Origin of the sequence: Allofranklinella schreckenbergeri, from assembly GCF_003703475.1 — a bacterium.
GTDB classification, from domain to species: domain Bacteria; phylum Pseudomonadota; class Gammaproteobacteria; order Burkholderiales; family Burkholderiaceae_C; genus Lampropedia; species Lampropedia schreckenbergeri.
Window position 1 is genome coordinate 168,079 of the sequence record NZ_RDQM01000003.1, and the last position, 21,569, is coordinate 189,647.

General features: G+C 62.9%; 22 protein-coding genes and 1 tRNA gene. 4 read left to right on the forward strand and 19 right to left on the reverse strand.

The features are described from left to right. Nucleotides 1–137: 137 nt before the first annotated feature. Nucleotides 138–1,724: an ABC transporter ATP-binding protein gene (locus tag EBQ26_RS03475; protein WP_122237696.1), complete on the reverse strand. Its 1,587-nt coding sequence runs from the start codon at nt 1,722–1,724 to the stop codon at nt 138–140. A 284-nt stretch (nt 1,725–2,008) separates the two neighbouring features. On the opposite strand from EBQ26_RS03475, the gene queF reads away from it, so the two are divergent. Continuing rightward, on the forward strand, nt 2,009–2,920 hold the full coding sequence (gene queF, locus EBQ26_RS03480; RefSeq protein WP_122237636.1) for an NADPH-dependent 7-cyano-7-deazaguanine reductase QueF: 912 nt from the start codon (nt 2,009–2,011) through the stop codon (nt 2,918–2,920). A gap of 249 nt (nt 2,921–3,169) precedes the next feature. Here the strand turns inward: queF and mmsB are convergent, their stop codons facing one another. From mmsB to EBQ26_RS03525, 9 genes are all read right to left on the reverse strand, one after another. Further along, nucleotides 3,170–4,066 carry a 3-hydroxyisobutyrate dehydrogenase gene (mmsB, locus tag EBQ26_RS03485; RefSeq protein ID WP_122237637.1) on the reverse strand — a complete coding sequence of 299 codons (897 nt, stop codon included), beginning with the start codon at nt 4,064–4,066 and terminating at the stop codon, nt 3,170–3,172. Nucleotides 4,067–4,122: 56 nt separating this feature from the next. Then, nucleotides 4,123–4,563, reverse strand: coding sequence for a fluoride efflux transporter CrcB (gene crcB, locus EBQ26_RS03490; protein WP_095538456.1), 441 nt, complete (start codon nt 4,561–4,563; stop codon nt 4,123–4,125). Next, on the reverse strand, nt 4,560–4,970 hold the full coding sequence (locus EBQ26_RS03495) for a TfoX/Sxy family protein (RefSeq protein ID WP_122237638.1): 411 nt from the start codon (nt 4,968–4,970) through the stop codon (nt 4,560–4,562). Before EBQ26_RS03495 ends, crcB begins: the two co-directional genes overlap by 4 nt. Nucleotides 4,971–4,995: 25 nt before the next feature. After that, nucleotides 4,996–6,156, reverse strand: coding sequence for an acyl-CoA dehydrogenase family protein (locus tag EBQ26_RS03500; protein ID WP_122237639.1), 1,161 nt, complete (start codon nt 6,154–6,156; stop codon nt 4,996–4,998). Nucleotides 6,157–6,242: 86 nt separating this feature from the next. After that, on the reverse strand, nt 6,243–6,695 hold the full coding sequence (locus EBQ26_RS03505) for a DUF441 domain-containing protein (protein ID WP_095538459.1): 453 nt from the start codon (nt 6,693–6,695) through the stop codon (nt 6,243–6,245). A 40-nt stretch (nt 6,696–6,735) separates the two neighbouring features. Continuing rightward, on the reverse strand, nt 6,736–7,131 hold the full coding sequence (locus tag EBQ26_RS03510) for a lysozyme inhibitor LprI family protein (protein ID WP_122237640.1): 396 nt from the start codon (nt 7,129–7,131) through the stop codon (nt 6,736–6,738). Nucleotides 7,132–7,144: 13 nt separating this feature from the next. Then, complete coding sequence (locus EBQ26_RS03515) at nt 7,145–7,456, reverse strand: hypothetical protein (RefSeq protein WP_095551668.1); 312 nt, start codon at nt 7,454–7,456, stop codon at nt 7,145–7,147. 133 nt (nt 7,457–7,589) lie between these two features. Then, a complete protein-coding gene (locus EBQ26_RS03520) occupies nt 7,590–9,110 on the reverse strand; it encodes a CoA-acylating methylmalonate-semialdehyde dehydrogenase (protein WP_095542346.1) in 1,521 nt (506 codons plus the stop codon). Between the two features lie 274 nt (nt 9,111–9,384). After that, entirely contained in the window at nt 9,385–10,134 is a 750-nt protein-coding gene (locus tag EBQ26_RS03525; protein ID WP_238944112.1) for a TFIIB-type zinc ribbon-containing protein, read from the reverse strand. A 139-nt stretch (nt 10,135–10,273) separates the two neighbouring features. On the opposite strand from EBQ26_RS03525, the gene EBQ26_RS03530 reads away from it, so the two are divergent. Next, nucleotides 10,274–11,260, forward strand: coding sequence for a DMT family transporter (locus EBQ26_RS03530; RefSeq protein ID WP_147473992.1), 987 nt, complete (start codon nt 10,274–10,276; stop codon nt 11,258–11,260). Between the two features lies 1 nt (nt 11,261). On the opposite strand, the gene EBQ26_RS03535 is transcribed toward EBQ26_RS03530, so the two are convergent. From EBQ26_RS03535 to EBQ26_RS03560, 6 genes are all read right to left on the reverse strand, one after another. Beyond that, on the reverse strand, nt 11,262–12,137 hold the full coding sequence (locus EBQ26_RS03535) for a LysR substrate-binding domain-containing protein (RefSeq protein ID WP_122237642.1): 876 nt from the start codon (nt 12,135–12,137) through the stop codon (nt 11,262–11,264). 56 nt (nt 12,138–12,193) lie between these two features. Beyond that, nucleotides 12,194–13,468 (reverse strand): radical SAM family heme chaperone HemW, encoded by a 1,275-nt coding sequence (gene hemW, locus EBQ26_RS03540; RefSeq protein ID WP_122237643.1) that lies wholly within the window; start codon nt 13,466–13,468, stop codon nt 12,194–12,196. Between the two features lie 100 nt (nt 13,469–13,568). Continuing rightward, nucleotides 13,569–14,846 (reverse strand): phospholipase A, encoded by a 1,278-nt coding sequence (locus EBQ26_RS03545; RefSeq protein ID WP_122237644.1) that lies wholly within the window; start codon nt 14,844–14,846, stop codon nt 13,569–13,571. Nucleotides 14,847–14,893: 47 nt separating this feature from the next. Further along, nucleotides 14,894–15,373, reverse strand: a complete 480-nt coding sequence (locus EBQ26_RS03550; RefSeq protein ID WP_390614162.1) for a Fur family transcriptional regulator — start codon at nt 15,371–15,373, stop codon at nt 14,894–14,896. Between the two features lie 48 nt (nt 15,374–15,421). Further along, nucleotides 15,422–16,114 carry a hypothetical protein gene (locus EBQ26_RS03555; protein WP_238944113.1) on the reverse strand — a complete coding sequence of 231 codons (693 nt, stop codon included), beginning with the start codon at nt 16,112–16,114 and terminating at the stop codon, nt 15,422–15,424. After that, nucleotides 16,107–16,559 carry a DNA polymerase III subunit chi gene (locus EBQ26_RS03560; protein WP_238944114.1) on the reverse strand — a complete coding sequence of 151 codons (453 nt, stop codon included), beginning with the start codon at nt 16,557–16,559 and terminating at the stop codon, nt 16,107–16,109. Before EBQ26_RS03560 ends, EBQ26_RS03555 begins: the two co-directional genes overlap by 8 nt. Before the next feature lie 110 nt (nt 16,560–16,669). Between EBQ26_RS03560 and EBQ26_RS03565 the strand changes: the two genes are divergently transcribed. Then, a complete protein-coding gene (locus EBQ26_RS03565; protein ID WP_122237647.1) occupies nt 16,670–17,659 on the forward strand; it encodes a bile acid:sodium symporter family protein in 990 nt (329 codons plus the stop codon). Nucleotides 17,660–17,852: 193 nt separating this feature from the next. On the opposite strand, the gene EBQ26_RS03570 is transcribed toward EBQ26_RS03565, so the two are convergent. Then, the gene (locus tag EBQ26_RS03570; RefSeq protein WP_122237648.1) at nt 17,853–19,295 is read right to left on the reverse strand and encodes an L-lactate permease; all 1,443 of its coding nucleotides are present in this window, start codon (nt 19,293–19,295) and stop codon (nt 17,853–17,855) included. A gap of 73 nt (nt 19,296–19,368) precedes the next feature. Between EBQ26_RS03570 and EBQ26_RS03575 the strand changes: the two genes are divergently transcribed. Continuing rightward, nucleotides 19,369–19,941 (forward strand): helix-turn-helix domain-containing protein, encoded by a 573-nt coding sequence (locus EBQ26_RS03575; protein WP_122237649.1) that lies wholly within the window; start codon nt 19,369–19,371, stop codon nt 19,939–19,941. 102 nt (nt 19,942–20,043) lie between these two features. Here EBQ26_RS03575 and EBQ26_RS03580 read toward each other — a convergent pair. After that, nucleotides 20,044–20,136: transfer RNA gene (locus tag EBQ26_RS03580), tRNA-Ser, on the reverse strand. 52 nt (nt 20,137–20,188) lie between these two features. Further along, nucleotides 20,189–21,490 carry an aspartate kinase gene (locus tag EBQ26_RS03585; protein ID WP_122237650.1) on the reverse strand — a complete coding sequence of 434 codons (1,302 nt, stop codon included), beginning with the start codon at nt 21,488–21,490 and terminating at the stop codon, nt 20,189–20,191. Nucleotides 21,491–21,569 lie beyond the last annotated feature (79 nt).

Consider the following 21,569-nt stretch of genomic DNA (forward strand, 5'->3'; position numbering starts at 1 on the left):
GTGGGGCTGCGAGTGGTTTTGTTTCAATCAAAAAGAAAAATGACTTTATTTCTAACTTGCCTAAATGGCAAAGTTTTGTTTCTTTTTGATTTGCAATTGAATGCCATCGAGCAGCGCGAAAAGGGTTCACAAGAGGGTTAGACCAAAGTGGCAATCTCCAGCGGGAGGGAGGGGGCGGTTTGCGGATCGTCCTGCGTCCACAACCCGCTCATCCACAGGCCGATTTTCTCGACGCTGGCCTGCGCGCGCGGCAACGAGGGCGAGAGTGTACCTTTGGAGATCACATACAGGCGGTCGCTGATTTCGAACAACTCATCGAGCTCCTCACTGACGACCAGCACCGCGCAGCCCTGGTCGGCCATGCGCAGAATCTGGGCGCGGATTTGCGCCGAAGCGCCCACATCGACCCCCCAGGTTGGCTGCGCGAGGATCAGAATGCGCGGCTGCGCGCCCATTTCGCGCCCGAGGATGTACTTTTGCAAATTCCCGCCCGAGAGCGAGCGCGCCGCTGCATGGCTGCCTGCTGCACGCACGCCGAAGTCGGCAATGATGGATTGCGCGGCGGCGCCCAGCGCGCGCGGGCTGAGCCAGCCCAGCGGGGGCTTTTCCAGCCCGCGCGTGAGCAGCAGGTTGTGCGCCAGGCTCATGCTGGGCACGGTGGCGCGGCCCAGGCGCTCCTCGGGCACGAAGTGCAGCCCGTGCTGGCGGCGGCGCTGGGCCGGGGGCAGGGCGGCGGCATCTTGCCCGAACAGGCGCACGCTGCCGGGCAGGGCGCGCACGTCCTCGCCCGAGAGCACTTGCAGCAGCTCGTTTTGCCCGTTGCCGGAAATGCCCGCAATGCCCACCACCTCGCCCGCGCGCACCTGCAAATGCACATCGTGCAAATCGGTGCCGTACACATGCGTGCTGGGCAGACTCAGGCCGTGCACCTCCAGCGCGTTGGCGCCGATGCGGCTTTGGCGCGGTTGCGCGCGCGGCGGCTCAATGCCAATCATCAAGCGCGCCAGCGAGGCATCACTTTGCTGGCGCGGATTGACCACGCCGCGCACCTTGCCCTGGCGAATGACGGTGCACACGTCGCACAGCTCGCGGATTTCATGCAGTTTGTGGCTGATGTAGAGCACGCTGCACCCCGAATCGGCCAGGCGGCGCAGCACCTTGAACAGCCCTTGCACCGCCTGTGGCGTGAGCACGGAGGTGGGTTCATCGAGAATCAGCAGCTTGGGATGCGCCACCAGCGCGCGCAGGATTTCCACCTTTTGGCGCTCGCCCACGCTGAGCGTGTGCACGGGGCGGTCGTGCTCCAGATCCAGGCCGAACACGGTGGCGGCTTCATCCAGCAGCACGTCCAGCATCTCGCGGCTCATGCTCCACTCCTGGCCCAGCCAGATGTTCTCGGCCACGGTGAGCGAGTCGAACAGGTTGAAGTGCTGGAACACCATCGCCACGCCCAAATGGCGCGCATGCTGGGGCGAGCGCATGTGCACGGGCTGGCCGTCAAAGACGATCTCGCCCGCGTCCGGCGCGGTGGCGCCGTAGATGATCTTCATCAGCGTGGACTTGCCAGCGCCGTTTTCACCCAGGATGGCGTGAATCTGGCCACGCTCGACGCACAAATCAATGCCATCGTTGGCCACAACGCCGGGGTACGTCTTGGTGATGCCGCGCAATTGCAGGCGGGGCGGCTGGGGCGAATTGAGCTGGGACAGCTCCGCCGATTCCAGCTCGGAGAGCGGGCGCGCAGGGGGAGGCGGGGAAACAGGTCTGGACACGGTTTGTCAAAGCATTAACGCCCGGCAGACGATGAACAGACAAGGCCGGGCGCAGCCGCGTATTATCCCCGCCCCGCTCCTTGCGGAATCGGTTGCGGTCTGTTGCAGGGGCCGTCTGCCGGTGCTTTTTTTGCATTTTTTTGCTTTCCTGCCCAATTGCGCTGCGCCTTTTTTCCGAGCGGGCTTTTCTCTCGCATCCGTTCTCCCGCCCTCTTTGCCTACTCCCTTGAAACCCCATGTCCGATACCACTTTGCCTCAGGCCCAGCCGAGCGCCCCAGGCGCCGATCCCCATGACAACCCCCACGCCACCGCCCGCGCCAATCCGCTCGGCCGCGACGTCGCCTACCCCGACCGCTACGACCCCGGCCTGCTCTTTCCCATCGCGCGCGCTGCTCAGCGCGAAGCCCTGGGCCTGCGCGGGCGGCTGCCCTTTGTCGGCGCCGATAGCTGGACGGCCTTTGAGCTGAGCTGGCTCAACTCGCGTGGCAAACCCCAAATCGCCATCGGCCACTTTCACTTTCCCGCCGAAACGCACAACATCATCGAGAGCAAATCCTTCAAGCTCTATCTCAACAGCTTCAACAACACCCGCTTCGACAGCGCCGACGCTCTGCGCCAAACCCTGCTGACCGATTTGACCGAAGCCGCCTGGCGCGGCGCGCCCGTGCAAGCCAGCCTGGGCGTGCGCCTGGTGCCGCCGCAAGACTTCGACGCCGAGCCGCTGGCCGAACTCGACGGGCTGGATCTGGACCGCCTGGATGTGGAGTGCAGCGACTACCACCCCCGTCCCGAGCTGCTGCACAGCGACCGCAGCCAGGCCCACGTCAGCGAAACCCTCACCAGCCGCCTGCTCAAAAGCAATTGCCCCGTCACCGGCCAACCCGACTGGGCCAGCGTGCAAATCGCCTACCACGGCCACCCCATCGACCAGGCCACGCTGCTGCAATACATCGTGAGCTTTCGCAACCACACCGGCTTTCACGAAAACTGCGTCGAGCGCATCTTTGTCGACATCTGGCAGCGCTGCCAGCCCGTGCAACTGAGCGTCTGGGCGCGCTACACCCGCCGCGGCGGACTGGACATCAACCCTTTTCGCAGCAGCCAGCCCCAGGCCCTGCCGCGCAACGTGCGCACGGCGCGGCAGTAGTTATTTTTCATATCGAAAAGCAAAAAAATGGCCTTGCTATGGCTTGTTGTATGGCTATGCTGTTTTACTTTGATGTGTAATACATGAATTTCTTTTTATATTTCAAAGGAAATAAAATTGCATTGTTTCGGCTTGATGGTTCAGGGGTTGGGTTTCCTTTGATGTGAATAATCATGCTGCATGAAAAAAGCCCTGCGCTGGCTTCCAACGCAGGGCTTTGTCATGGCAAAGGCCGATGGGCTTTGCTGATCAGGCTTGCTTTTGCAGCATCTTGATGATGCTGGAGAAATCCTCGCCGCCGTGGCCGCCGATGCTGTGGGCGGCGTAGATGCTGCGGGCCATGGCCCCCAGCGGGGTGCTGGCCTTGGCGGTGACGGCGTTCTCAAGCGCCAGGCCCAGGTCCTTGAGCATCAAGTCGGTGCCGAAGCCGCCGGTGTAGCCGCGTGTGGCGGCCGATGCCTCTTGCACGCCGGGCACGGGGTTGTAGACCTCCAGCGTCCAGTTGCCGCCGGAGCTGCGGCGCATGATTTCAGAGAGCACTTTCGGATCCAGCCCGTTGGCCATGCCCAGCGCCAGCGCCTCGCTGGTGCCGATCATCAAGATGCCCAGCAGCATGTTGTTGCAGATTTTGGCGGTCTGGCCCGCGCCCACGTTGCCGGCGTGGAAGATGTTTTTGCCCATTTTTTCCAGCAGCGGGCGGGCGCGCTCCAGCGCGGCGTCGCTGCCGCCGACCATGAAGGTCAGCGTGCCCGCGGCCGCGCCTGCGGTGCCGCCGGAGACGGGCGCGTCGATGAAGTCCACGCCCTTGGCAGCGGCGGCCTTGCCCACTTTGCGGGCGGTGTCGGCGGCGATGGTGCTGCTGTCGATGATGAGCGTGCCCGCAGGCATGTCGGCCAGCAGGCCGGGCTGCTCGGCGGTGCCAATAAACATGCCTTCGACGTGCTGGCTGGCCGGCAGCATGGTGATGACGACCTCGGCGCCTGCGGCGGCTTCTTTGGCGCTGCCTGCGACGCGGATGCCTTGCTCGGCGTGGAACTTCTTGGCCGCTTCGGACAGGTCAAAGCCGCTGACTTCGTGGCCTGCCTTGTGCAGGTTCAAAGCCATGCCGCTGCCCATGTTGCCCAGGCCGATGAATGCGATTTTCATGAGAGTCTCCTTGGAAAGGGTTGTTGAGAGTTGAGGGAAAAAGGGGTGAAAGAGCGTCAATGCCGCAATGCGGCCGCGCCGCCGCCAGCCCATAGCCCGGCGGCCACGGCCAGCAGGCCCAGGCCCACGCTGGCCAGCACATAGCCCAAGGCCAGCGCCCACTGACGCTGGAGCAGCAGCGTCAGCGCCTCCAGCCCGAAAGCGGAAAAGGTGGTGAAGCCGCCCAGCACGCCGGTGAACAGAAACAGCCGCAGCGCGGGGCCAAGCCAATCGCCGCGCAGCGCCAGGCCCGCCAGCAGGCCGATGGCCAAACAGCCCAGCAGATTGACCGCCAGCGTGCCCCAGGGCAGCGGCGCCAGCCCTGCCGAGGGCGCGGTGGCAGCGCTCAGGCGCAGGCTCAGGGCGTAGCGGGCGATAGCACCCAGCAGGCCGCCCAGGCCGACCCACATCCAATAGGGCAGGGCGGCACTGGAGGCGGTGTGCAGCGGCGTGCTCATGCGCGCAGTCCTTTTGTCCGCTGACCCGCCTGTTGCCGTGCTCGCTGACGGGGCGCTGCCTTGGCCAGCGGGTTGTAGGCCAGGGCCTGCTCGATCCAGGTCTGAAACTGTGCCTTGGTTTGCAAGCTGGCCCATTCCACGAACACATAGCCGCGCATGACGCGCTGGCCGTGGCGCATTTCGCGCGTGCCGGGGCGCTCCAGCGCGGCGTCGTGTTGCTCGGGGTGGATGCGGCACAGCAGCTCGTCCTCGCCCACGCCCAGGCACAGCTTGCCGTTGACCATGAAGGCGTAGCCGCCGAACAGGGTTTTTTCTGCCACTTCGGCGCTGGGCGCGCAGGCCAGCAAGGCATCGCGCACGGCGTCGATGCGTTGCAGGGTGTGCGGGTCGAGGGGGCGGGCGGCCATGCGGCGGGGCAGCGGCTGCGTTGGCTCAGCGGATCACATCCGGCGCGTCGCCGTCGAGCATGCGGCGGGCGATGATGACGCGCATGATTTCGTTCGTGCCTTCCAGAATCTGGTGCACGCGCGCGTCGCGCAGCAGGCGCTCGAGCGGGTATTCGCGGATGTAGCCGTAGCCACCGTGCAGTTGCAGCGCCTCGTTGATGACTTTGAAGCCAAAGTCCGTGGCAAAGCGCTTGGCCATGGCGCAGTAGGTGGTGGCGTTGGGGTCCTGGCGGTCGAGCTTGCTGGCGGCCAGGCGCACCATCTGGCGTGCGGCCACCAGTTCGGTGGCCATGTCGGCCAGCTTGAATTGCAGCGCCTGGAAGGTGGAGATGGCCTTGCCGAACTGCTGGCGCTCCTGGATGTAGCGCTGCGCCTGGGCCAGCGCGCCCTGCGCGCCGCCGACCGAGCAGGTGGCGATGTTAATGCGTCCGCCGTCCAGCCCCTTCATGGCGATCTTGAAGCCTTCGCCTTCGTTGCCCAGCAGGTTGTGCGCGGGGATGCGCACGTTGTCGAAGCTGATGGTGCGCGTGGGCTGGCTGTTCCAGCCCATTTTTTGCTCTTTTTTGCCGTAGCTGATGCCCTCGGCGTTGGCGGGCACGGCAAAGGCCGAAACGCCCGATGCGCCGGGGCCGCCGCTGCGCGCCATGAGCACCAGCACGTCGGTGCTGCCCGCGCCCGAGATGAAGGCCTTGCTGCCGTTGATGACGTATTCGTTGCCCACCAACTCGGCGCGGGTCTTGAGCGAGGCGGCGTCAGAGCCTGCGCCCGGCTCGGTCAGGCAGTAGCTGGCGAGCTTTTGCCCGCTGGTGAGCTGCTCGCCCCATTCCTTGCGCACTTCGTCGCCGCCCCAGGTGCCCAGCATCCAGGTGGCCATGTTGTGGATGGTGATGAAGGCGGTGGTGGAGGGATCGACCGCGGCCATTTCTTCAAACACGAAGGTGGCATCCAGCCGCGGCAGGGCCAGGCCGCCGATGGATTCGGGCGCGTACAGGCCGCAAAAGCCCAGCTCGCCGGACTTGGCAATGGTTTCCTTGGGGAAGTGGCCTTCCTCATCCCATTGCGCGGCGTAGGGGGCCAGCTCGGCCTGGGCGAAGGCGCGCGCGGTTTCGGCAAAGGCCAGTTGGTCTTCGGTGGGTTCAAAGTGCATGGAGTGTCTCCTTGGGTTGTTGTGGTTTGAGGGATGCGTTGGTTTTTCAGTCGCTGCGGCTGGCCCGGTCTCTCCAGCCTACCGGCTTACCATTTGCCTATGACAACGGCCAGCATGCCCGCCGCAATCAGCGGGCCGACGGGCACGCCCTTGAAGAAGGCTACGCCGATGACGGTGCCCACCATCAGGCCAGGCACTAGGCCGGGGTGCTCCATCATTAGCGGCAGGCCGCGCCCGCCCAGCCAGGCCACCAGCACGCCCACCGCCACGGCCAGCAGCGATTGCCAGTGGGTGAAGCTGCGCAGCACATCGGCCAGGGCGATTTTGCCGCTGGCAATGGGCGCCATGACGCCGATGAACAATATGGTGATGCCCAGATTCAGGCCGTGCTTTTGGATCCAGGGAAAGTACTGCTGCAAGGGCGTCATGCGCACCAGCAGCAGGGCCAGCATGGCGTAGGTGATGCTGTGGTTCTGGCTGACGATGCCCAGGGCGGCGATGGCCAGCAACAACAGCAAAACGGGGTCGAAGGCGGGCATGGGCGCAAAAAATCTTCATCGCAATGGGCATCGCGTGCGCTCATTCCACGCTGTAGCCGTGCATCAGCCAGTGGCGCAGGGCTTGGCGGCGCAGGGCGTGCTGCTCGATCATGCAGGCGTGGTGTGCGCTGGCTGCGGGCGCGTGCAGGTCTGGCCCGGCGGGGGCTGCTTGCTGGCAATGCTGGCGCGCGGTGCGCCGCCATTTGTTCTGGTTGCCGCGCAGGGCGGGGCGTTCATGGGCCGAGAGCACCAGCAGCACGTCGCCATACAGGGTTTCGGTGGCATCGCGCACGGCCTCGAAGTCTTGCAGCGTGCAGGTGGCGGCGGTGCAAGCGGGCGAGGCCGGGGCCAGCGCTTGCGCCTGGGCCAGTGGCGCAGCGGCGCTCAAGGCCAGGGCGGCGATGGCAACAAAAAACAGGGGCGGGCGCAGGCGCATGGCGGTGAAGCGGTCAGTCGGTGCGGATCTCGCCGCGCTCGTTGTCCACTACCACGGGGCTGTCGAACCAGGCAATCTGCGGCTCGCAGTGGTATTTGTCGCGCACGAAGTCTTTCCATTCCTCCGTGTACAGCGCTTGGGCATGGGCCTTGCTCTGCCAGGTGTAGATGCCGCCAGCGGTGCGTCCATCCTCACTGACGATGTAGCGCTTGTGCAGCAGCCCGGCCACGCTTTGGTACTTGGGCGCGGTGCTCTCGAAAATGCGCTGGGCCTCCTGCCGCGTGACGGGCTGGGGCAGGGCAAAAGTGGTGACGGTGACGAACATCGGCAAATCCTGCGGGCATGGCAATGCGGGGCATGCATGATGGCAAATGCGGTGGATGCGGGCACACAGGCGTGCCGTGCACCCACCGCAAACGGCCAGCAACTTTGGGGTTGCTGGCCGCTGCAGCCCGTGCTTACTTCAGGCTGATGGTGGTGTTCAGGCCACCGGTGGACTTGTCGTCAAACCAGCGCGCCGTCACCGTCTTGGTCTGTGTGTAGAACAGGATGACCTGCTTGCCGTATGGGCCCAGATCGCCCAGCTTGGACGCGCGCGAGCCGCTGAACGAGAACAGGGGCACGGGCACGGGAATGGGCACGTTGATGCCGACCTGGCCGACGTCGATGTCCTCCTGGAACTTGTGCGCCGCCGCGCCCGATTGCGTGAAGATGGCCGTGCCGTTGCCGTTGGGGTTGGCGTTGATGAACTCGATGGCCTCTTCCAGCGTAGCGGCCTCGACCACGCACAGCACGGGGCCGAAGATTTCCTGATCGTAAATGGCCATGCCGGGCTTGACGCCGCTGAAGATGGTGGGGCCAACGAAGTTGCCCTTCTCAAAGCCAGGCACGTTGGGCTTGCGGCCGTCGAGCTCCAGCTTGGCGCCATCGGCCACGCCGCGCTCGATCAGCCCTTCGATGCGCGAGAGCGCGGCGCAGGAGATCACCGGGCCCAGATCGGCGCCTTGCTCGGTACCGGCGCTGACCTTGAGCGTCTTGGCCTTTTCCACCAGCTCGGGCAGCCATTTTTGCGCCTCGCCCACCAGCACTACCACCGGCAGGGCCATGCAGCGTTGGCCTGCGGCGCCAAACGATGCGCCGGCGATGGCGTTGAGGGTTTGCTCCTTGTTCGCATCGGGCAGCACGATGGCGTGGTTCTTCGCGCCCATCATGCACTGCACGCGCTTGCCAGCCAGGCTGGCGCGGTTGTAAACGTGCGTGCCGACCTTGGTGGAGCCCACAAAAGACACGGCCTTGATATCAGGGTGATCGCAGATGGCGTTGACGGCCATCTCACCGCCGTGGATGACGTTGAGCACGCCGGCGGGGATGCCCGCTTCCAGCGCCAGCTCGCACAGGCGCATGGTCACCATCGGGTCTTGCTCGGAGGGCTTGAGCACGAAGGTGTTGCCCGTGGCAATGGCCATGGGGAACATCCACAGCGGGATCATGGCCGGGAAGTTGAACGGCGTAATGCCTGCGCACACGCCCAGCGGTTGCAGCAGGGTGTAGGTGTCCACACCGTTGGCCACGTTGTTGGCCAGCTCGCCCAGTTGCAGGTTGCCCACGGATGCGGCGTGCTCCACCACTTCCAGGCCGCGGAACACATCGCCCTCGGCGTCGGGCAGGGTCTTACCTTGCTCGGCCGTCAGCAGCGCGGCCAGCTCTTTCATGTTGGCGCGAATCAGCTCCTGGTATTTCAGGAAGATGCGTGCGCGTGCGCCGATGGGGGTTTTGCGCCAGGTCTTGAAGGCTTCCTTGGCAGCGGCCACGGCCTGGTTGATTTCGTCCTGCGTGGCAAAGGGCACGCGGGCCAGCACCTCTTGCGTGGCGGGGTTGATGACTTCGCGCCATTCGGTGGTCTTGGATTCGACAAACTGGCCGTTGATGAGCAGTTTGACGGTAGGGGCCTTCAGGCCCTGTTCGCTGATAGCGTTCATGCGTTGTCTCCAGAGTAGGCAAAACGGATGCGGTGCGCGGGATTGCGACCGCCACCCGTAAGCGGCGCTATCTTAATTTGCAAATTTGCTCCATCAAGTGGAGATGTTGCAATGTTTCTTTGCAAATTTGCACAAAGGAGATTGCCCTGAAATACGGCGAGCCAAGCTTCAGGGAGGATAAATTACCAATCAAAGGAATAAAAATTGCCATGTTTCGGCTTTATATACATCAAGTGATGATTCCTTTGATTGGATGAATTGGGTATTGGGCGCGCTACTTCAGCCAGCGGGCAAGGCTGCGCAGCAGCAGGGATAGACCTGCGGACCAGAGTTCGTCCTGGAACATCTCCGTCCACCCCGGCTCCTCGCGGCGGCGCTGGCGCTCCCGTTCGCGGTTTTGCTGGTGCATGCGCTCCTTGGCCAGCACCACGGCGGCGCTGGTTTCATCCACACGGGCGTGCGGATCGACCGGCGCGGGCGCTTGCTGGTAGCGCTCCAGCGCTTTTTCCACCGCTTGCGGATCCAGCAGCGAAAAGGCCGAGCGGCAATACGGGCAGGCATGGTCGCGGCGCAAATCGACCGAAGCGCCGCAACTGCTGCAATGGATAGTGCGCACCTTCTGTGCCAGCCGTTCAATCTCCGCCGGGGCCAGGTGGCGCACAAAGCCCTTTTCCACCATGAAGGAGGAAAAAGTGGAAAACCGCCCGTGCGTCGCGCAGCGGTACACGATGTAGCTGCCGCTGATGGTGCGATCGCTGCCGCGCGCCAGCGGCTCGGCGCAGCGCGGGCAATGCATGCGTTCCCTGAGCGGGCTGTGCGGCGCATCGCGGTGGGCGTGCAGGGTTTTGAACAGCGCCAACACGCTGCGCGCACTCAATTGCAGGCTTTCCAGCCGGTCAAACCAAATGCCGTGGCAGGCAAAGCACAAATCCAGCTCCACCGGGCCGTTGCGGGCCTCCAGGCTGAGTGCTTGCATGGGCTGGCGGCAGGAAGGGCAGGCGGGGGTGTGCAAGGGAGTGGTCATGGTGTGAAGGGGGCGGAAAGTTCATAACACGCTCGGATGCAGCCTGCGCCCCAAATGCTTGAATCGGAATGGCACAGCCTGCAATAAGGGTTGATTTTGCAGCAGTTTTCAACCATTTATTCAAAATATTCACCAATCCGTGGAAGGGGAATTCATTAACATTGAATGGTTTTGTTTTTGGTTGTCGCAGGTTTTTTTGGTTGAATATCGCATGATGGATTCAGGCATGGGGTGGGTTTCTCTGGGCTTGCTGGCGGGCATTATTCTGGGTACTTATGATTTTTTGACGAAGATTGCCTTGAAGGAAAAAGGCGTTCTGGAGGTTGTTTTCTGGTGCTCCGTGCTCGGGGGGCTGATGTGGTTGCCGTTTTTTATTCTCCCGACATCATATAAAGATGCTTTGCAGGCATTTCATTTGTCACCGCAGGATTTGACGGTGGCGCAGCAGATGGCCGTATTGCCCAAATCCATTTTGATGGTGGCGACCTGGGTGCTTTCTTATTATTCGGTCAAGTTCTTGCCCCTTTCCATTTCGGCGGGAGTCAGGGCCAGCGGCCCGTTATGGACGGCTTTGGGCGCCATGCTGTTTTTGTCAGAGGTTTTGAGTTGGACGCAGTGGCTGGGGCTTGCCGTGGCGATGGCCTCTTATTATCTGTTTTCCCTTATAGGGAAAAAGGAGGGGATTTCCTTTGGGCGCAATGTGTGGGTTTTGTGCATGCTGGCAGCCACCTTGATGTCTTCGGCCAATGCCTTGTACGACAAATACATTCTCTCGACTTTGCATCTGGATTTGGCGGCGGTGCAGGCGTATTCGGCGCTTCAACGCGGCGGGTTGGCTTTGTTGCTGCTGCCCTGGATTTTCAGAGAGGTGGAGGCATTAAGCCTTTTGCGCAGGAATTGGGCGATCCCCGCAATCGCCTTTGCTTATGTGCTGGCTGAATATATTTACCTGGCAGCCGTGCGTCAGGATGGGGCAATGATTTCCGTCATCTCGGTTTTGCGCCGCACGAATTTGGTGATGGTTTTCCTGCTTTCGGCCATTTTCTTTCGGGAGCTTTACATTCCCCAGAAAGTGGTGGCGATTTTGGGTGTTTTGCTGGGCATTGCATTAACCGTTTTGCACTGATTTATCCGCTGGCAGCAATGGAGCGAATCCATTGAATGACAGTTTCTCCATAGCGCGACAACATGGCGCGCTCCGAGGCCAGCAGAAAATAGGATTGCGCGGAGGGAATGGCCACGTCGGAAATGCGAACGAGGCTGCCGTCTTGAAGCAGGCGCTGGACGAGTGAGCGCCTGCCCAGCGCAATACCTTGCAGATTCAGGGCTGCATCAAGCAAAAATCCGGTATCGGAATAGGTGATATTGCGCTGGAGGGCAGAAACAGGGATGCCAGCGGCTTGCATCCAGGGTTGCCATGGTTGGCGGCTGTGCGTGAGCAGGTCTGCACGTTCGAAAAGCTCGCAGAGACTGCCGTGGCCGAGTTGCTGGAGATATCGGGGGGCGGCAACGGGAAACCACTCGTCTTTGAGCAATAGCTCGCAATAATGCGCTTGCGGGGTTTTGCTGGAAAACCGGATGGCAATATCGGCTTCGCCTTGGTCGATATTGGCGATTTGGGTGGTTGGATGCAGGGTGATGGAGATGCGGCTGTGGGTTTTATGAAAATTCGTTAATGCGGGGAGTAAACAAAACCTTGCAAAAGACGGGAGCGCGCTGATGCGCACCACATCGCGCTCCAGCGTCAGGTTGCTGAAGGCGGTTTCGAGGCTGGCCAGCGATGCGCGCACTTGATGGTGTAAATAAGCGCCTTCGGGGCTGAGGGTGACGTTGCGGGTGGTGCGATGGAACAGCGTGGTTTTCAGGATTTGCTCAAGTTCCCGGATTCTGTGGCTGATGGCGCTGTTGGAAAGGTGCAGTTCCTGGCTGGCAGCGGTGAAACTTTGCAGCCGTGCGACGGCATCGAATGCGACGATCAGGTGAATGGGGGGAATATTGCGCATATTTGCGGGGAAATATGGAATGCCTGATTTTCACGCGGGCTGCGCGGTTTTGCAGTTCATGTTTCTTCCGGCAAAAACGATTGCTGCAAATCGCTGAGGAAATCAAAACCGCGCGCGGTGGGGCGGATGTGGCCGGGGTGGGGTTGCTCGAGCAGGCCGCGGGCGATGGCTTGCTCAATGGCCGGTTGCACGCTGGAGAGGGGCAGGCCGGTGCGGGCGTGGAAGTCTTGCAGTGCAAAGCCCTGGCGCAGGCGCAGGGCGCACAGCATGTATTCAAAGGGCAGTTCGCGGCGGGGGATGTCGCTCTCTTGCGCGATGGGGGCGCCTTGCAGGGCGGCGGCGGTGTAGCGCTGGGGGTCGCGCAGGCGCACCTGGCGCACGATGCGGTGGGCGAAGCTGAGTTTGCTGTGCGCGCCGGCGCCGATGCCCAGGTAGTCGCCAAATTGCCAGTAGTTGAGGTTGTGCTGGCAGGTGTGGCCGCCTCGGGCGTAGGCGGAGACTTCGTAGCGTTCCAGCCCTGCTGCGGCGGTGGCAGCGGTGATGGCGTCGAGCATGTCATAGGCCAGGTCGTCGTCGGGCAGGGCGGGGGGCGGGTATTTGGCGAAGTAGGTGTTGGCTTCGATGGTGAGGTGATAGACGGACAGGTGCGGCGGTTGCAGGGCCAGGGCGGTGTGCAGGTCCTGGGCAAAAGCGGCCATGTCCTGGCCGGGCAGGGCGTACATGAGGTCGAGGTTGAAGGTCTCGAAGGCGTCGCGGGCTTCTTCCACGGCGGCGAGGGCCTGGGCGCGGTTGTGGATGCGGCCCAGGCGTTGCAGCAGGGTATCGTTAAAGCTTTGCACGCCGATGGACAGGCGCGTGACGCCTGCGGCGCGGTAGGCGGCGAAGCGGTCCGTCTCGAAGGTGCCGGGGTTGGCTTCCAGGGTGATTTCGCAGCCGGGCAGCAGCCGCAGACGCGCACGCACGCTGGCGAGCAGGCTGTCGATGTGCGCGGCAGAGAACAGGCTGGGGGTGCCGCCGCCGATGAAGATGCTGATGACCTGGCGGCCCCAGATGAGAGGCAGGGCGGCGTCCAGATCGGCTTCGAGCGCTTGCAAATAGCGCCCGATGAGGGCGGGATCAAGGGCCGACGCCGGCGTTTGTGCCCGAGGGCTGGCGTGGGAGTTGAAGTCGCAATAAGGGCATTTGCGCACACACCAGGGCAGGTGGATGTAGAGCGCCAGCGGCGGCAGCTCGTGCAGTTGCAAGATGCCGGGGCGCAGGTAGTGCTGGATGCCGGCGGGGCGCTGGCCGGATGCCGCCGACTCGGCGCCAACGATGCTGGGAAGGGGCATGCGGCAGTTTTTGGTGTTTATTTTTACAAATCAAAAGGAAAATAAATATGCTTTTTTCGGCATGATAGGTTTGAAGTGAGTTTTCCTTTGATGTGATTGGTCAAAAATCGAGCAGGCTTAGCCCGACGGAGAAAACGGTGCGGCGACTGTTGTAGTCGATCAGGCTGTCGCCATAGCCGTGGAACAGGCCGGTGACCAGGCGCAGGTTGCTTTTGCCGCCCGCGAAGCCTTGGCCCAGGGCGTGGCTCCATTCGAGTCTGGCCGAGCCGCGGGCTTTGTCGCGCATGGCGTGGCGCAGCGTCAGTTGCAGGCTGTTGCGGCTGCTGAGTTCCCAGAGGCTGATGAGTTCGGCGCGGCCGATGGTGTCGCTGATCTCGGGGTTGTCGTCTTTGATGTTTTTCTCGCGCTGGCGCTTCCAGAAGCGCGCTTGCACAGTCCAGTGGGGGGTGAGGTCGGCGCCGAGCATGGCGTAGTAGCGGTTCCAACTGCGCGAGAGGGGGATGCTTTGGCCGTTGGATTGGTGGTTGATGCCCAGGCCCGCATAGCGCAGGCGCACGCCGCCGGGCAGCGACCATTCGAGCGGATAGACGTAGATCAGCTCCGGCTCGTGGTCGGTGTTGCGAAAGGGGCGCGAGAGATCGCCGTTGAAGGCTTGCCAGCTTGCGCCCAGGGTGTAGCCAAACCAGAGCGAGTCGCGCTTGCTGGGGTGGCCAAAGGTGAGCAGGCCGCTGGCGAGCTTGGTGCGCACCGACAGTTGCAGGCGCAGTTCGTGGCGCTGGTAGTCGCGCCACTCGGCCAGGCCGTGCGAGGGGCTGAGGGGCTGGCGGTTGATGCGGTTGCTCCAGGCCGCGCCAATGGTCAGGGGGCGGTAGCCGCGAAAGCGGAAGTTGCCGCAATCGGTATCGGTGTTCAGCTCCCAAAAGCGCGAGGTGCGGTCGAAGGCGGGATTGCGGCAGCCGTCGTTGCTGGCAATGATGAGCTGGGCGGGCGAGGGGGCGTTGGTGTCTGCCCCGGCAGCAGTGGTGTGGGTGGGGATTGGGGTGTTTTCGGCGCTATCAGCGCTATCGGCATGAAGGGGCGCGTCTTGCGGGGCGGTTGTGGCTGCCACAGGCGCAGTGGGGGCCGATTCGGGCCGCTGGCCGCTGGCCCAGCGGTCGTAACAGGCCAGGCGCTGGGTGTCGTCCGGCAGGGCGGCGCAGGCTTGCCAGCGCGCAGCGCCGGGGAGGGAGGGCGTTGGGTTGCTGGTTGGGGCGGCGGCCAGCGCGGGCAGGGTGAACAGGCCCAGGCTGAGCGCGGCAGGCAGCGCAAGGGGCCAGCGCAGGCGTGGCGAGGCGGGTTGTCCAGCTGGGGTGTTTTCCAAATCGAAAAGGGTTTTCATTTTTGAAGCTTGAAGACTGGGCGGCGCGCGTGCAGGCGGCTATGCATTCAGGGCGCGGGTGTTGCGGCGGCTGTATTGGCGCAGTGATCGCATGTGCCATACAGCGTCAATTCATGGGCTTTGAGCACGAAGCCCTGGGGCAGCAGGGCGGCGAAGGTTTCGTGGCAGCCGCCGACGTCGAACACCTTGCCGCAGCTTTCACAGCAGAAATGGTGGTGGTGCTCATGGCCTTTGCAGGACAGTTCGTAGTACAGCCTGTCGCCTGGCAGGGGTACGAGGCTGAGTTCTCCAGCCTCCACCATGGTTTTGATGTTGCGATAGACGGTGGCGATGCCCAGGCGGGGGACGATTTTCTGGGCCGCTTGCAGTATTTCCGGCGGGGAGAGCGGGCGGCCTTCGGCGGCCATGGCGGCGCGAATGGCAGCGCGTTGGCGGGTGGAGCGCTCTCTTGGGCGCGCTTCGGGGCTGGCTGGGTGCGCCATAGGGTCGCAGGAGTGCGATGGGCAGGTGTGAGGGGTGGGTTTCATGCAAGCGGGTGGGGGAAATCGGTTGCAGTCGGGGGCGATGGCGGCGCTTCAGAGGGGCGTATCTGGCGTCTGGTCGGCGATGTCGTTCAACTCATCGGCCATGGCTTCGTAAACGCTTTTGCGGATGGCAAATTCCAGCTCTTTGCGAATGGTGGGCAGCAGGGCGCGTGTTTGGCGTTCGACGACGGTGGCGATGACTTCACCGATGCGCGCTGCCATGAGGCTGTCAACGCGCTGAACGACGCGATGCACCAATTGCTCCTCAAAATCGGGCGGAAAAAGCGCGCGGATGTGGGCGGTGGCGTAAGCGGCTGGGGCCACGGCGCTCTGGGGTGGGGCCGCTGGGGGTGCTTGATCGGCATGGTTGATCCAGTCGCCCAGCTCCAGCTTGTCCCAATCCATGGCAATGGGCGCTGGCTGTACGGGGGCCGGTTGTGCGGGCGCTGGCGGCGGTATGGGCTCATCGGTCACCACCGCATTGAGGGTGGGGATGTAGGGCGGCGGCGGGGCTTCTGGCTGCGCGGGGGCATCGGGGCGGCGCAGCAAGCGGCCGATTTGCGGCGCTTGCAGGGCGTCTGAGGCGGGGGCGGATGCAAAAGAGGGCGCGTCGGCAGGCTCGCGCTTTGGGGCTGGCTCTTTGCCCACGCCTTCGACCACTTCCGTCAGCGTGGGCACAAAGCGCACGGCGCGCACGGCGGGCACGGCGGCCTGGCCGTCTGCGCGCTTGCTGGATTCATCCATGGGGGTTGGCCTCCAAATCATGTCCGTGCAAGGCGTAGCCGCGCTGCTGGTAATAGCGCCAGCGCGCGCGTGCGCGCTGGCGGTCGGCCTCGTCGTGGCGCAGCACGAGTTCATAGACGTGTTCAAAACGGCTGAAGGCGGGCTGTACTTCGTCCCACAGGGTGAGCAAGGTGTTGGGGTGCTCGGGCGGCTCGGCTTCCATATTCGCGCACAGCCAGATGGGCGATGGCGCCTGGGGGGGCTGGGCGTTGGTGGGGGCTGGCAGCCAGTTGTGGGCGACAAAGTCGCTGGCATTCATGTGCCAGAGCATGTCGTCAAGCGTTTGCAATGTGGGGTCAGGCGCTGTCAGCAAGATGGGGCGCGCTTGCATCAAGGCTTTGCGCGCCAAGCGGCAGGCAAAGGAGAGCTTGTCAGGTACGTTGAAGTAGAAATGCACGTCCGTCATAAGGGGGCGATTATCGGTCAGCGCTGGCTGCTGCATTGGCGCCCTGGCCGGCTTTGCGGTGTTGCGGGCAAAAAAAGGGAAAATGCAAAGTTTTGTGACCAGGTTCCCCCATGTTTGCTGCACGCCGCCTTCGGGCTTTGCTTGATCCGTTCACGCTGATTTTGATTGGCGTGGTGTTGCTCGCCACGCTTTTGCCGGCGCAAGGCCGGGCCGAGGAGGGGTTTCGCTGGCTCACGCACGCTGCCATTGCTTTGCTGTTTTTCATGCACGGGGCCAAGCTGTCGCGCCAGCAGGTGATCGCGGGGATGACGCATTGGCGGCTGCATTTGGTGATTTTTGCGTGCACGTTTGTGCTGTTTCCGCTGCTGGGCTTGCTGCTCAAGCCGCTGGCCGAGCCGCTGGTGGGGCCGTCGCTGTACATGGGCATTTTGTATATGTGCGCGCTGCCAGCGACTGTGCAATCGGCCATTGCGTTCACCTCGCTGGCGCGCGGCAATATCCCTGCGGCCATTTGCAGCGCGGCGGCTTCGAGTTTGATCGGGATTTTTCTCACCCCGCTGCTGGTGCTGTGGCTGCTGGGCGCGGGCGGCGATCAGGTCGCTGGCGGGGGCACGCTGGAGGCGATTCGCAAAATCGTGGTGCAACTGCTGATCCCCTTCGTGGCAGGGCAAATCGCCCGGCGCTGGATTGGCGACTGGGTGGCGCGCAACCGACACTGGCTCAAAAATGTGGATCAGACTTCCATCGTGCTGGTCGTCTATACCGCCTTCAGCCAGGCCGTCAACCAGGGGCTGTGGGCGCAGGTGCCAGCCGTCAATCTGGTGGCGTTGCTGGTGCTGTGCTGCGTCATGCTGGCTATCGTGCTGGCGCTGGTGTGGTTTGTTGCCAAGGCGCTGGGCTTTGACTTGGCCGACCGCATCACCATTTTGTTTGGCGGATCGAAAAAAAGCCTGGCGACGGGCGTGCCCATGGCCCAGGTTTTGTTTTCGGCCAGCTCCATGGGGGCGATGCTGCTGCCCATCATGATCTTTCACCAAATCCAGCTCATGGTCTGCGCCGTGCTGGCGCAGCGTTTTTCGCAACGGCCGGAAGATGAATGATGCGGATCGGGAATTACATATCAAAAAGAAAATAAATCACCCTGTTTCGGCTTGATGGGCAATGGTGTGGTTTTCTTTTGATGGATAATGCTGTAAATTGGATTTTGTGAATCAAAGGCTTGAAAAATGCCGTTTTATGGCTTGATAGGCATGATGCGCCATTTCCTTTGATTGATAAAAGCAGGCGTGCCGCCTACCCGCCCCACAGCATCATCGCATTGTGCGCAGCCATCGCCAGCACCGAAGGCAGCGCCGCCAGCAGCACCATGCGCTGCACCCAGGCCCGCTGCTGGGCCGCTTGCAGCGGGCACAGCCGCACCGCCATCTCCACCTTGGCAGGTGAAGCCATCAACAGCAAAGCCGCGCTGACGTTGTGCGTGGCCATGAACGGCAGCAACGGCGCGCCGATTTGCAAAGCCATGCGCGCCTGGGTATCGGCCAGCATGGCATTGGCGCCAGTGTTCGAGCCTGTGACAAAACCACCCAAAGCGCCCACAAACGGCGCGAGCAGCGCATAGCCGCCGCCCAGCGATGCCAGCGCTTGCGCCAGCCGCGCCGCCATGCCCGAGAGCGATAGCACCAGCCCCAACGCGATGTACAGCACAGCCACCAAAGCCACATTGCCCCAGCCCTGCACCGCGCGGGCCAGCCGCGCCCGCGCGGTTTGCCGCCAGCCATGCCCGCCTGTGCGCCACAGCACAAAACCAATGGCCATCCACAGCCACCAGGCGGGCGAAGTCAGCACCGCGCCTGCGCCGCCATGCCAGCCCCCAACATGCAAGCCATAGCGGGCCAGCAGCAAGCCGCCCAGCACAATGGCATACGCTTGCAAAGCCGGTTTGGCCAAAGGTGGCCAGGCAGGCCAGGCCCCGGGGCGAAAGGCCAGGTGAAACCCCATCACCGCCAACGCGCCCAAAGCACCCGCAGGCGGCGTGCCCGCCAGGCTATTGGCCAGCAGCACCGCCAGCCATAAAACCTGGGCCGAAACGCTGGCCAGACCCAGCGCCTGCCAGCGTTGCCCAGGCCCGCTCGCCAGCCAGGCCGCTACCCAGCCCGCCACTATGAAGGGGGGCAAACTCAACCAGGCCGAGGACACACCCAAGGCATCCACCGGCACCCCCGCCATCTGCGCCGCAATCAAAGTACCCGGCCCCATCGACCCCCAAGGCACGGTGCACAAGCCCAGCAACCCCACCAGCGCCGCCCGTGCGGGCGACAGCCCGAAATGCAACAGCAACGGAATGCCCACCGTCACCCCAATGCCAAAGCCGGTGACCGATTCGGCAAACGGCGTGGCCCCATGCACCACCAGCAACACCGCCGCCACGCCCGAGCCTGCGCGCTGGCGCAACCAATCCGCCAAGGCCGCTTGCGCCCCGCTGGCCTGCAACAAGTGGCTTAAAGCCAACCCGCCGCCGATGATGCAAACCACCTCCAGCACGACGGGCAGCCAGTGCAGTGCAGCGGCTTGGAGCGCTGGCGCATCAGGCAAGGCATAGGCCCCCATCCAGCCGCCCCATGCCGCCAGGCCCAGCGCCAATGCCAACCCCATCCAGGCCGCGCGCAGCGATGAAATCCCCAGGAACAAGCCCCCAAGCACCACCAGCACGGGTAACAATGCCGCCCAAGCCAACATGATGAATCTCCAAAATTCCCTGATTTGCAAATTTTATTGCAAATAGAGGAATTGAAGGGCCGAATAAACCCTTATGCGCACTCCATCCGACGATCTTCCCCGCCGTGACGCGGCCTTTGGCGCGGCCGTGCGAGCGCGGCGCGCCCAGATGGGCATTACTTTGGAACAACTGGCCCAGGCCACGGGCATTTCTCGCAGCGCGCTCTCGCGCATTGAGCGCGATGAATTGGGCACCAGCCTGAATTACGGCTTGGCGATTGCCCAGGCCTTGGGTTGTGATCTGGCGGAACTGGTCGTGCAGGAGGCGGCGCGCATCACCCGCGCTGCCGATGTCACGCGCTACACCGATCCAGCCTCAGGCGTGCAGCGCCTGGCCCTCGCACGCCCCGCACCGGGCATGGAATGGGTGGCCTACACACTGCCGCCCGGCGCGCAAAGCAGCCATTTCGCACCCCATCCCAGCGGCACGCGAGAGGTTTTTCACATCATTGCAGGGCAAGTGCAAATCCACATGGCAGAGGAATCCTTCACCCTCAGCGCTGGCGATACGGCCACGCTGCGCGCCGACGTGCCCCACGGCTTTCGCAATATTGGTGACGAGCAAGCCCATTTCATGCTGCTGATCTCAACGCAGCGAAATGCTTGAAGTTTTCGTCGGTGGGGGCTTTCGCCTGTCTTCGAGTGGCTTGCATGAGAAAGGCAGGCAAGAAAAAAAGCCTAAGCAGCTTGACTGCTTAGGCTTTTGATCTGGCGGAGACGGAGGGATTCGAACCCTCGATGCAGCTCATCACCGCATACTCCCTTAGCAGGGGAGCACCTTCGGCCTCTCGGTCACGTCTCCGTTGCAAGCCCGCCATTATGCATGAATTTGCAGCGGTTTTTTGAAAACGGGCTTATTTTTCGTCGTTGCGTTTGGGCACTTCGATGTGCGATTGGCCGTCCAGGCCAAAGGCGGTGTGCAGGCTGCGCACGGCCAATTCCACGTACTTCTCGTCAATCACCACGGAGGTTTTGATTTCGGAGGTGGAGATCATCTGGATGTTGATGCCCTCTTTGCTGAGGGTGTGGAACATGGTGCTGGCAACGCCTGCATGGCTTTTCATGCCGATGCCCACGATGCTGACCTTGCTGATTTGGGTGTTGCTGCTGAGGCTGGCGCCTTCGCCGAGTTTGGGCAAGACGGTTTCGTTGATGACCTTCACCACGCGGTCGTAATCGGCGCGGCTGACGGTGAAGCTGAAGTCGGTTTTGCCTTCTTTGCTCAGGTTCTGGATGATGACGTCCACATCGATATTGGCGTCGGCTACGGGGCCCAGGATGGTGTAGGCAATGCCGGGGGTGTCGGGCACGCCCAGCACGGAAATCTTGGCCTCATCGCGCGTGAAGGCGATGCCTGAAACGACTGCTTTTTCCATTTTTTCGTCTTCCTCGAAAGTGATGAGTGTGCCTGAGCGCGCTTCTTCGGCCAGGTCGATATCCCAGGGGGTGAAGCTGGAGAGCACGCGCAGGGGCACGCGGTATTTGCCAGCAAACTCGACGGAGCGGATTTGCAAGACTTTGGAGCCCAGGCTGGCGAGTTCGAGCATTTCCTCAAAGCTGATGGTTTTTAGGCGCTGAGCGTTGGGGACTACGCGCGGGTCAGTGGTGTAAACGCCATCCACATCGGTGTAGATCAGGCATTCATCGGCCTGGATGGCCGCAGCGATGGCCACGGCGGAGGTATCCGAGCCGCCACGCCCAAGCGTGGTGATATGGCCTTGTTCATCAATGCCTTGAAAGCCGGTGACGATGACGACGCGGCCTGCGGCCAGTTCCTGGTGAATGCGCTGGCCATCGATGGATTCAATGCGCGCCTTCATGTAGGAGCTGTCAGTGCGCACGGGCACTTGCCAGCCGGTGAAGCTGATGGCGGGCTGCCCTTCGGCTTGCAAGGCAATGGCCAGCAGGGCCGAGGAGGCTTGTTCGCCGGTGGCGGCCAGCGCGTCCAGCTCGCGGCGCGTGGCGGTGCTGCGCTCGGCAGGTTCGAGTTCGGCAGCCAGGGCGAGCAGGCGGTTGGTCTCGCCGCTCATGGCACTTGGAACCACCACGACTTGGTGGCCGGCCCGGACCCATTTGGCTACACGCTTGGCGACGTTGCGAATGCGCTCGGTGGTACCCATGGAGGTGCCACCGTATTTATGGACGATCAATGCCATGTTTCAGGTTTTAAGGAGTGAGGGCGTTGGCTCAACGCAAAAGCTGCGCATTCTACGGTGTGTTGCATGGGGTAATCCC